General features: G+C 34.3%; 9 protein-coding genes and 1 pseudogene. 2 read left to right on the forward strand and 8 right to left on the reverse strand.

The features are described 5' to 3' along the window. Positions 1–1,014 carry a glycosyltransferase family 2 protein gene (locus M0051_RS05865; RefSeq protein ID WP_306740616.1) on the forward strand — a complete coding sequence of 338 codons (1,014 nt, stop codon included), beginning with the start codon at positions 1–3 and terminating at the stop codon, positions 1,012–1,014. 34 nt (positions 1,015–1,048) lie between these two features. On the opposite strand, the gene miaA is transcribed toward M0051_RS05865, so the two are convergent. The 7 genes and pseudogenes from miaA to M0051_RS05895 form a co-directional block, all read right to left on the reverse strand. Beyond that, positions 1,049–1,951 (reverse strand): tRNA (adenosine(37)-N6)-dimethylallyltransferase MiaA, encoded by a 903-nt coding sequence (gene miaA / locus M0051_RS05870; RefSeq protein ID WP_306740617.1) that lies wholly within the window; start codon positions 1,949–1,951, stop codon positions 1,049–1,051. A 130-nt stretch (positions 1,952–2,081) separates the two neighbouring features. Continuing rightward, a complete protein-coding gene (locus tag M0051_RS05875) occupies positions 2,082–2,657 on the reverse strand; it encodes a hypothetical protein (protein ID WP_306740618.1) in 576 nt (191 codons plus the stop codon). A gap of 13 nt (positions 2,658–2,670) precedes the next feature. Continuing rightward, entirely contained in the window at positions 2,671–3,735 is a 1,065-nt protein-coding gene (locus tag M0051_RS05880) for an acyl-CoA reductase (RefSeq protein WP_306740619.1), read from the reverse strand. 286 nt (positions 3,736–4,021) lie between these two features. Further along, positions 4,022–4,150: pseudogene (locus tag M0051_RS19745) on the reverse strand (DUF2752 domain-containing protein); the annotation flags it as partial. Between the two features lie 102 nt (positions 4,151–4,252). Then, the gene (locus M0051_RS05885) at positions 4,253–6,805 is read right to left on the reverse strand and encodes a bifunctional aconitate hydratase 2/2-methylisocitrate dehydratase (RefSeq protein WP_306740620.1); all 2,553 of its coding nucleotides are present in this window, start codon (positions 6,803–6,805) and stop codon (positions 4,253–4,255) included. Positions 6,806–6,992: 187 nt separating this feature from the next. Beyond that, on the reverse strand, positions 6,993–8,000 hold the full coding sequence (gap, locus tag M0051_RS05890) for a type I glyceraldehyde-3-phosphate dehydrogenase (RefSeq protein ID WP_306740621.1): 1,008 nt from the start codon (positions 7,998–8,000) through the stop codon (positions 6,993–6,995). 220 nt (positions 8,001–8,220) lie between these two features. Further along, on the reverse strand, positions 8,221–8,349 hold the full coding sequence (locus M0051_RS05895) for a hypothetical protein (RefSeq protein ID WP_262509979.1): 129 nt from the start codon (positions 8,347–8,349) through the stop codon (positions 8,221–8,223). A gap of 159 nt (positions 8,350–8,508) precedes the next feature. On the opposite strand from M0051_RS05895, the gene M0051_RS05900 reads away from it, so the two are divergent. Beyond that, on the forward strand, positions 8,509–10,242 hold the full coding sequence (locus M0051_RS05900; protein ID WP_306740622.1) for a BamA/TamA family outer membrane protein: 1,734 nt from the start codon (positions 8,509–8,511) through the stop codon (positions 10,240–10,242). Positions 10,243–10,506: 264 nt separating this feature from the next. On the opposite strand, the gene M0051_RS05905 is transcribed toward M0051_RS05900, so the two are convergent. Next, a complete protein-coding gene (locus M0051_RS05905) occupies positions 10,507–11,067 on the reverse strand; it encodes a hypothetical protein (protein ID WP_306740623.1) in 561 nt (186 codons plus the stop codon). Between the last annotated feature and the right edge of the window lie 219 nt (positions 11,068–11,286).

Here is an 11,286-nt window from a genome sequence, read left to right on the forward strand (position 1 = left end):
ATGCATTCTGATATTCAATTTTCAATTATAGTTCCGGTGTACAATCGACCGGATGAAATGAAAGAATTACTTGATAGTTTGGCCGCTCAAACTTATAAGGATTTTGAATTGGTTGTGGTAGAAGATGGTTCTTCCATAACGTCAGAGGAACTTTGTAAGTCATATTCCGATCAAATTAATATCTCGTATTACTATAAAGAAAATCAAGGTCCTAGTATTGGTCGAAATTATGGCTTGGCCAAGGCACAAGGGAACTACTATTTGTTTTTTGATTCTGACTGTATTCTGCCTGCTCATTATATGGAAACCATTCATAAAGAATTAAGTGAGAATTTTGTTGATTGTTATGGAGGACCAGATGGTGCTATGGATGATTTTTCTGATTTTCAGAAAGCAGTTTCGTATGCCATGACTTCCTTTTTTACTACTGGTGGAATCAGAGGAGGAAAGAAGCAGGTTCATAAATTTCATCCAAGAAGTTTTAATTTGGGATTTTCGAAAGCGGTGTATGAAAATACAGGTGGATTTCCAGTGACCACAATGCATCCTGGCGAGGATATGGTGTTTGCCATTGAGGTAATTAAACGTGGTTTCGAAACTCGATTGGTAAGCGATGCATACGTATTTCACAAAAGAAGAATTTCTTTTAAGAAATTTTACAAGCAGGTTTTTGGCTTTGGAAAAACTCGCTATATCATTTCAAAACACTATCCTGAAACCTTTAAGGTTTTCTTCTTGTTTCCATCTCTTTTTGTTTTGGGAACAATCGGCTCATTGCTTTTAGGTTTAATCTTACATCAAGTTTTTGCCTTTCCGATACTCTTGTATACGTTTCTTGTTTTTGCCGATGCCTTGACTAAAACCAAATCAATTAAAATTAGCATAAAAGCATTGGCGGCAAGCTATGTGCAGCTTTTTGCCTACGGAATAGGATTTATGGATGCTGTGTGGAAGCACAAAGTACTTGGTAAAGATGAATTTGGTGTTTTTGGTAAAGGGTTTTATGAAGGATAAATCGTAGTTCGAACCAAGGTTTACTCAAAGAATTTTAAGAAATATTCTGATCTAAATATTCGATTATTTCTTTCTCCTGTTCAGGGTGGAACCATTTAATTTCTTCATCTCTTCTAAACCAGGACAATTGCCGCTTAGCATATCTTCTGGAGTTACGTTTGATCAGTTCAATGGCTTTTTCTAAACTGATTTTTCCTTCGAAATGTTCAAAGAGCTCTTTGTAACCAACCGTATTTAGAGAGTTGTAGTGTCTGTATTCAAAAACCGATTTTGCCTCTTCAATTAATCCTTCTTCAATCATGATATCTACTCTTCGATTAATTCTATCGTAAAGTTCTTCGCGATCACGATTTAATCCTATTTTAATAATATCAAAGTCTCTTTGTTTTCTCGAATTGGTTCTCAATTCAGAATAAGGTTTTCCTGCCATCAGGCAAATTTCGACAGCATGGATTACTCTTTTGGCATTCTTTAAATCAACTTGATTGTAAAAAACAGGATCGAGTTGTTTCAATTGCATTCGCATATAATCCAAACCTTCCTTCTCGTATGTTTCGAAGACTTCTTTGCGTAATTCTGGGTCAATTGTAGGGATATCATCAATACCATTACATACTGCATCGATATACATCATGCTGCCTCCAACCAATAAAACCTGATCTTTTTCCTGGAAAAGATCTTCAAGCAAGGCCAATGTTTGTTTTTCGCACTCCCATGAGCTAAAATAATCGTGAATAGAATGAGTGTGAATAAAATGATGTTTAACAGCCGCCAGTTGCTCAGGTTCAGGAACTGCTGTGCCAATACGCATTTCGCGATATACTTGTCTGCTATCGGATGAAGAGATTTCGGTGCTAAAATGTTTGGCAATATTGATGCTTAAATCAGTTTTACCTACTCCGGTTGGGCCTAGAATAACAACTAAGGTCTTGGACATTTGAACAAGGCTAATTATGAATTATGAATTATGAATTGCGCTGCAATTAGGCTGAACGCATTTATACATATTTTAAATGCGTTTAGCCAAATGCTGGTATTACTAATTGTTCATTATTAATTGATAATTGCTATAGAATATCTTCGTAATCATCAAGATTTTCAAATTCAGGCCCTTCATTAAAATCATCATCAAAATCAGCAAGATAATCGTCGGCTGTTTTTGGAGCTTCTTTTTTGGTATCTGTATCTATGCTACCTAAATCCAGGCCAGCAAAATTTTCTGCATCCATCATTATTTGTTGTGGAGCTTCTCCTTTGGCAACAATGCACTTAGGATAATCAGAAGTTGATTTTGAAATTCCCTTTTCAATTAATTCAACATTGAAATATCTGTCAGAGAAAAAGTCGAATACGTAAATTAAGTCAGAATTTTCTTTCGATGAGAATTCACGAATCATAGCAACGTCCATTGCCACTACATTCATGTTATCATCTTCCTCGGTGTTCATTTCAAACAATGCAATTTCCAAACCTCTTTGTCCATCTGCACCTATTTGGTAAAACGAGGCCATCTGAGAACTATCATACCCAACAGATTTTTGAATTGCATTGTGCATATCCAACCATGTTTGTTCATGTCCAATCTCTATCTCTCTCTCAAAATCTTCAACCTCAGTAGATGTTATTTTAAATCTGTATATCATTGTGTAAGTTCTCTTATAAGTTTGTTAAAAATTGCATTGTATCTACATTGTCAGCGTAGTCCCATAATTGAGGCTCCTGAGCTTTTCCAAAAGGGATGGTATCATCTAAATTCGAAGCAACAACGCATTGAATCAACTCAGAATCAAGTTTTAATTGCTGTTCTATATCCTGAAGTTCGGAATAATATTCAAAGTAAACAACACCTACAGGCGATGCAATTTCTGTATTCTCTTGTAGTAACAAAAATCCATTGTCGTAATGTTGAATTTTATTCATTAACAGTAGTGATCGCTGGTAATCGTAGTTATTAGCGTACTTACTGTGATCGATGATGTATTTATAATCTTCCCAATGTTTAAATAAATTGCTAATGTCGTAATTTTTAGGAATATATAGTTTTGATACATTTCTACATCCTAAACCAAAATAAAGGAAGATATCATTCCCTAAAGCTTTAATTTCTTCTTCTGTTTCATTGCCTGATATTACCGCAACAGAGTTTCGGTTTCTTCTAATAATATTAGGATACTTTGAAAAATAGGCATCAAAATATCTGGCCGAATTGTTACTTCCGGTTGCTATAATTGCATCGAATCTGCTTTCACCACTTAGTTGTCCCGATTGAAAATTGATAAGATCTTCGAATTCTGGATTCAAGCTAATTAATAGTTTCGCTATGAAATCAAGCAATTGATTGTCTTTGCTAGATAGTTTTCCAATAAAGGTGTGACCAGAAATTAATACCGAAAGCATATCATGAAAACCTACCATAGGAATATTTCCCGCCATGATTACAGCAACACTTTTATGGGTGTTATTTTCAGATACATTGTATTTTTCAAGCCATTGGTTTAGATTCTCTTCTGTTAAGAATTGACAGATACCTAATATAGAAGCTCGAACATGATTAGGAGTGAACCATAAGTTTTCGATTGAAACTCTATTAAGTAATTCCTTAAATTCTTCAAAGTATTGAGTGTTTAACTCGTGCTTTGTTATTTGTATTTCCTTCTTTGAAAATTGCTTTAAGAACTTACCTAGTTCGACAAATGCGCTAATTCTTTCCTGAATCTTCATATTGATATTTGTAGCTTACAGGACCTTTATTGGTCTATTTTTGAATCGATGCAAATATAAGAATTGTATGGAATTATTTAATATTCTTTTATGCGGGAAAAGAAGGAGATTAACTCTAGGAAATCAATTTATTAATGTAGTTGGAAAGTATGAGAGTAATACTTAAAAAGAAAGATGATGTTAATGCAATGGAAATTAGTTTTGAATTGAATTTTAGATTAATAAAGAAAAGAAGTATAGTTGTAATAATTGGAATTAGTGCTGGATAGGTTTGAATAGATTCCCAGATGTTACCTTTTAGCAATTCTATTAAAGCAGATTGAAATCCACAGCCTGGACAAGAAACTCCCCAGTATTTTTGAAATGAGCATGGGATTTGCAAGTGCTCGAGCCATTGGATGAATTGTTGCCACATAATTTTCGAATAGTTTATCTTTGAACAGGCAATTTAGCTAAACTTCAAAGAAGAAAAAAGCCGATGCATTTGCACCGGCTTTGTCAATTATATTGAGATTAATTATTGATCTCTTCTTTGGTATAAAGCATCCTCCATATCCATTTCATCAAACTGCATGTACTTGTACACTTCAGCTTCATGCTCTTGGATTTTCTCTTTGTACATTTCCATATACTCAGCTGGAGTTGGTAATTTACCCATTACTGAAACAACAGCACCAAGCTCAGCCGATCCTAAGTAAACCTTAGCTCCTGTACCCATACGGTTGTTAAAGTTACGAGTAGAAGTAGAGAATACAGTTGAATTATCTGGTACTCTTAACTGGTTACCCATACAAAGCGAACAACCTGGAGTCTCAACACGAACACCTAACTGAGAGAAAGTTGAGAAAGTAGCTTCTTCTTTCAATACAGCAGCATCCATACGTGTTGGAGGAGCCATGTAAGTTCTTACCTTATCTGATGGAGTTGATCCTTTCCAAACTTTTTCACAAGCACGGAAGTGACCAATGTTAGTCATACATGAACCGATGAATACATCCTGAATTTCAGTGTTAGCCACTTCAGAAAGTAATTTTACATCATCCGGATCGTTTGGACAACACAAGATTGGCTCAGTAATTTCAGCAAGGTCGATTTCAATAGTAGCAGCATATTCTGCATTTTCATCTCTTTCGATTAGTGTTGGATTTGCCAACCATTCATTACAAGCATCAATACGGTTTTGAATAGTTTGAGCATCTTCGTAACCCATCTTGATCATTGATTCCATCAAGGCAACGTTAGATTTTACATACTCTACTACACGCTCTTCTGATAACTTAATACAACCTGCAGCAGCAGAACGCTCAGCAGTCGCATCGGTTAACTCAAATGCTTGCTCAACAGTAATGTCTTCAAGACCTTCCATCTCGATAATCTTACCATTGAAAATGTTGATTTTATTTTTCTTAGGAACAGTCAACTGCCCGTTTTGAATTGCAAAATATGGAATTGCATTTACCACATCACGTAAAGTGATACCTGGGTTTAGCTTGCCTTTGAATTTAACCAATACTGATTCTGGCATATCCAATGGCATGAAACCTAAAGCACCAGCAAAAGCAACCAAACCAGAACCTGCAGGGAATGAAATACCTAATGGGAAACGAGTGTGAGAGTCACCACCTGTACCAACGGTATCAGGAACCAATAAACGGTTCAACCATGAGTGAATTACACCATCACCTTGTTTCAATGGTACACCTTTACGATCTGCCATAAATTTAGGCATGCTTTTGTGCATTGCTACATCAGTTGCTTTAGGATAAGCAGCAGTGTGACAGAAAGACTGCATGAACATTGGAGCTTCGAACTTCAAACATGCCAACTCTTTAATTTCATCACGAGTCATAGGACCAGTAGTATCCTGAGAACCTACAGTTGTCATTTTTGGGGCACATGATGTTCCTGGCAATACTCCTTCAACTCCACAAGCTTTACCTACAATTTTCTGAGCCATTGTATAACCTTGATTAGGTTTTGGCTGAGGGTTGTTGGCTACTTTAAAAATATCAGCAGCAGGCATTCCTAATAAAGTACGAGCTTTTTCAGTTAATGCTTTACCGATAATCAAAGGAATACGACCACCAGCTCTGTACTCATCAGTTAAAGTATCAGGAGCTAAAGTATATGTAGAGATTACTTCGCCATCGCGAGTAATTTCACCTTTTACATTGTTGATGATGATTTCATCACCAGTATTTAAAACAGAAACATCAGTTGTGATTGGTAATCCACCTGAATCCTGTGTTGTGTTGTAGAAAATTGGAGCAATAGCACCACCGATTACTACACCTGCAGTACGTTTGTTTGGAACACATGGAATATCTTCACCAATGTGCCATAATAACGAGTTTGCAGCTGATTTACGAGATGAACCAGTACCCACAACGTCACCAACAAAAGCAACTTTGTGACCTTCTTTTCTCCATCCAGCAATAGTATCGATTCCATCTTCGAAACGACCAGCTCCCATAGCCAAAGCATGCAATGGAATATCAGGACGAGTAAAAGCTTGTGATGCAGGAGAAAAATCATCAGTGTTGATTTCACCTTCTACTTTGTAAACTTTAAGTTTGATTTCTTCTGGCAATTCTTCGCGAGAAGTGAACCATTCTGCATTAGCCCAAGATTCTATTACGCTTTTGGCAGCAGTATTGGTTTTAGATAGCTCAGCTACTGTTTCGAAAGCATCGTAAACAAGAATAATGCCTTTAAGCGCTTCTGCAGCATCCATAGCTAATTCTTCATTTTGCAATGCTTCTACCAATACCTGAACATTGTAACCACCCATCATTGTTCCAAGAATTTCAATTGCTTTTTTCTTGTCGATTAATGGAGTTGATACTTCGTTTTTAAGAATTTGACCTAAGAATTCAGCTTTAACTTTAGTTGAGTCGTCAACACCAGGTGCAATTCTTTCAGTAAAAAGGTGAAGCAAAAAATCTTCTTTTCCTTGAATAGGATTTTGCAATAAGTCGCATAAATCTTTTGTTTGCTCAGCATTCAAGGGTAAGGCTGGAATTCCTTTGGCATTCCTTGCCTCTTCATGTTTTAGGTATTGTTCTAACATTTTCTTTTTGAAATTGTTGTTTAAGTGTAATTTCAGTTTTTATAATAGCGAATTATTTCTCTAAATACAGAGCAAACATATGGTTTTTCTGATTACGTGATTCGAAGAATTATGTGTTTTATATCATATATGTTCAAAAAAAAAGACCCCGAAAATCGGAGTCTTTTAATCTTATATTTTGTATGGATTATTTTACAGAATCCATGTATTCGATCAATTCGCATACTTTGGTAGAGTAACCCATTTCGTTATCGTACCAAGATACAACTTTAACGAAAGTTGGAGATAACTGAATACCAGCACCAGCATCGAAGATAGAAGTTCTTGCGTCACCAACGAAGTCGTTAGATACAACAGCATCTTCAGTATATCCTAATACACCAGCTAATTCACCTTCTGATGCTTCTTTCATTGCAGCACAGATAGCTTCGTAAGTAGTTTCTTTTTCTAAACGAACAGTTAAGTCAACAACCGATACGTCTGGAGTTGGAACACGGAATGACATACCAGTCAATTTACCGTTCAAAGCAGGAATTACTTTACCTACAGCTTTTGCAGCACCAGTTGATGAAGGAATGATGTTTTGACCAGCACCACGTCCACCTCTCCAGTCTTTCATAGAAGGACCGTCAACAGTTTTTTGAGTAGCAGTAGTTGCGTGAACAGTAGTCATTAAACCTTCGATAATACCGAATTTGTCGTTCAATACTTTTGCTACAGGAGCTAAACAGTTAGTAGTACAAGAAGCATTAGAAACGAAAGTCATGTCGTTAGTGTATTCTTTGTTGTTAACACCCATAACGAACATTGGAGTATCATCTTTTGATGGAGCAGACATTACAACTTTCTTAGCACCACCGTCGATGTGACCTTGAGCAGTTTCTTTAGTCAAGAAAAGACCAGTAGATTCTACAACGTACTCAGCTTCTACAGCACCCCAGTTAATATCAGCTGGATTTCTTTCTGCAGTAACACGAACAACGTTACCATTAACTACTAATTGACCATCTTTTACCTCAACTTCACCGTTGAATCTTCCGTGAGTTGAATCGTACTTCAACATGTAAGCCATGTAATCTACGTCGATAAGGTCGTTAATAGCAACTACTTCGATGTTTCCTTTTGCAACAGCCTGACGGAATACGAAACGTCCGATACGGCCAAATCCGTTGATACCAATTTTAATCTTTGACATTGTGTATAAATTTTAATTTATAAACCCTTTGTTTCTCAATGGCAAAAGTATGTATTTTAAAAATATTTTGTATAGAAAAATTGAAAAAAAAACAAGATATTTTTATTGAGTAATTCTTGTTTAATAAACACTAAATCAAACTACTAAAGTAGATTAAAACGATTGCAATTGTGCTTCATAAACAAAAAAAAATCTCATTTTAATGAGATTTTTCTTAGGATTAAGCTTTTTTTAGTGTATTGCTTGTATCTGCTTTAGTATATGCAGGGCATTTTTTATCAACTGCACAAGAACTGGCAAATAATCCTAAAAGAAATATAACGGCTATGGCATAAAGTGTTTTTTTCATAGATAATAAATTTATGATCGCGATTAAGTTTAAAAATTTTGGAAAAGATATAAAAAAAAGTTCTAATTGTGGTTAATTATAATCTTATGCTTGTAATTTGGTTGTGTTAAAAAATTGTGTATCAATAAGTCTATATATAATTTGGTGAGTTTTATAAATATGAAAAAGGTAATCCTTTTGGGAGCTTTGTTTCTAATGAGTTGGATTACAGTGCTATCGCAAAATAAAGTCCAATTGGATGTAGTTGTAGAGAATGATTCTGTTCGTATCTCAAAGTCGTTGAATCGGATTCAAGGCAAATATTCTAACAAAGATGCAGCACTACGCAAATTGGATTATAAAATACAAAAGGCAAGGCAAATGGGATACCTGGAAGCGAACTTGGATTCGTTGGTTTCAAAAAACGATAAGCTGCAGGCTTTTGTCCATATTGGCGAAAAGTACCTTATAAAACATATCTCTCACAGAGGAATTAATCAAATTGATTCCATGAAATTTTCATTCAGATTGGCTAATAAAAAAAGGATTCAACTAAGTGAGATAGAAAAATATCAGCAAAATATTATAGAGGCATACAATAATAATGGGTATCCATTTGCTAAAATCTACAACGATAGTTTAAACATTCACAAATCTAAAGTGGATGCTACTTGGAATTTAGAGAAAGGAAAATTCGTGGTATGGGATAGTTTAAAACTAAAAGGAAAGCTTAAAGTGAGAAAAGAGTTTATGATGAAATATCTGGACATAGCACCCAATTCTCCTTATAGTGAAAATACCCTTGGTAAAGTATCTGGACGAATTAATAATTTGAATTTTTGTAGAGAAATTAAGCCGGCTGAGGTTGAATTTGTAAAGAATAAAGCAATTCTGTATACCTATTTAGATCGGGAAACCTCAAATCGATTCGATGGAATTCTTGGCTTGCAATCTGATCAGGATGATGATGAGAGTTTGACAGTAACCGGAGAAATTAATTTGCTTTTGAATAATGTTTTTCGATATGGGGAAGAAATTAAATTGAGCTGGAAAAAAATTGATACGAAAAGTCAAGATTTAACGATTGGATTTATGCATCCATATTTGATAGGAAATATTGGGTTGGATTTTGATTTTACACTCTCCAAGCAGGATACAACTTACCTTTCAACCAATTTAAATTTAGGCTTTATGCTTTTTCAAAAAGGGAATCGTCATGTAAAATTGTATTACGAATATCATTCATCTTCATTGATATCTACTTCACATTTAAGTGGAGTTAATGTATTACCTGATTATGCCGATGTAAAAACACATATGGGAGGAGTGGGATTTAATTATTCAAATTTGGATTATCCTTTTAACCCTAAAAGAGGTTGGCAATTCAATAGCTCTATAGGAATGGGAACTCATAAAATTGAAAAAAACAGAAAGATTCCAGATCACGTTTATAGTGGTATTGATTTGAATAGTTCGGTTCTAAATATAAAATGGAAAGGAGAAATCAATTTCCCGCTGAGCAATAAGATCAGTTATAGAGTGAAAAATCAATCAGGATTTTTAAAATCAGACAATTTGTTTGTAAATGATTTGTTTAAAATTGGTGGTCTTAACAGTCTGCGTGGATTTGATGAAGCTTCGTTCAGGGTGTCAAAGTATTCAATTATAAGTAATGAGTTGCGGTTTATTCCTGAAAGAAATACTAGTTTTTATTTGTTTACAGATTTGGCTTACTACAAAAGTGAAATTTTGGATAATAATACAGAGGATTATCCAATTGGACTGGGGTTTGGTTTGAGTTTTGCCACAAAAGCAGGGATTTTTAGTTTAAACTATGCTACAGGCAAACAAGAAAATCAGAGTTTTGATTTAAGAAGTGCTAAAATTCACTTTGGCTTTATAAGCCGATTTTAAAACAAAAGACCGAAAAAACAGGTTTTCTCGGTCTTTGTAAACATCAAACTTCAAATTATTAGTCGCGATTCTTATCAGTACTTTGATTTTTTAATCGTTAGGTCAAAACTATCAATAATGTTTGAATTACGCATACGTTTGAAATAAGTTTTAAAACATGATGCAAACGTTTTAAAAAAATATATATTTGCATTAAAATAAAGCTTATACTGTGTTGTTTTCTCTTGTATAGCAGTGAATTAATTGTTTTTCGATTATGAGCAATTAAGCTTTCCCCCTTAATTTTACAAAAATTACATAAAAACCAATAATAGCAATCGCTGTAATTGCAGAAGCAATAAGAGTAGGTAATGTGTTGTTGATAAGACTATTGATTGCCAGAATGATTAATAGTGCAGTTGGAATACCGAGTAAAAGAGAATTTGCAAGCAAATGAAAATTTGATTTATTGGTTTTATTTACAATCGTTTCTATAAAATCACTATCAAGTTCGAAATTCTCAATTGCTTTTGAAAAGGCATTTAGCTCTTCATTGTAATAATTGTCTTCAATTTTAGTTCTGAAAAAGCCAGATGTGGTGAATTTATAGGTGGCATAAATGTTATAATCCATCCTTTCCTTTTTGATGATTTCAATAATTACCTTTGTTCTCCATTTGGTGGGATTTAGAGTAGTCATATTTCCCCAAATATTACCACGTTTAAAAGTCATACCATGTGCATTGGCATCAATTAACTCATAACCTCTTACTTCGTAAAATTTTATAATATCTGACACCAATAATTTTTTATTTCTCTTGATATTGAATCCAATAAGTTTTTGCATGACCTGTTTGTGATATAGTCAAATTTATTAAAATTTTGGTCTGAGCCCAAAAATGATTTGAAAACTAGTTTGAAACACTTAATTATTAAGTTAATGATTAAGTAGGGTTGTAGTTTGTTAAAAAGTTGACGAATAGGTTGTTTTACATAGTGTTTATACTTTTGTATTGTGGTTTTTTTTTATTAAAAATGCGAACAATTCTAACTAAATTCAGTATAC

This window comes from Marinifilum sp. D714, from assembly GCF_030851345.1.
GTDB lineage: Bacteria > Bacteroidota > Bacteroidia > Bacteroidales > Marinifilaceae > Marinifilum.

Bases quoted from the DNA above. Each gene is read 5' to 3' on its own strand.
- M0051_RS05865 (WP_306740616.1), top strand. From the start codon at position 1: ATGCATTCTGATATTCAATTTTCAATTATAGTTCCGGTGTACAATCGA.
- miaA (WP_306740617.1), bottom strand. From the start codon at position 1,951: ATGTCCAAGACCTTAGTTGTTATTCTAGGCCCAACCGGAGTAGGTAAA.
- M0051_RS05875 (WP_306740618.1), bottom strand. From the start codon at position 2,657: ATGATATACAGATTTAAAATAACATCTACTGAGGTTGAAGATTTTGAG.
- M0051_RS05880 (WP_306740619.1), bottom strand. From the start codon at position 3,735: ATGAAGATTCAGGAAAGAATTAGCGCATTTGTCGAACTAGGTAAGTTC.
- M0051_RS05885 (WP_306740620.1), bottom strand. From the start codon at position 6,805: ATGTTAGAACAATACCTAAAACATGAAGAGGCAAGGAATGCCAAAGGA.
- gap (WP_306740621.1), bottom strand. From the start codon at position 8,000: ATGTCAAAGATTAAAATTGGTATCAACGGATTTGGCCGTATCGGACGT.
- M0051_RS05895 (WP_262509979.1), bottom strand. From the start codon at position 8,349: ATGAAAAAAACACTTTATGCCATAGCCGTTATATTTCTTTTAGGATTA.
- M0051_RS05900 (WP_306740622.1), top strand. From the start codon at position 8,509: ATGAAAAAGGTAATCCTTTTGGGAGCTTTGTTTCTAATGAGTTGGATT.
- M0051_RS05905 (WP_306740623.1), bottom strand. From the start codon at position 11,067: ATGCAAAAACTTATTGGATTCAATATCAAGAGAAATAAAAAATTATTG.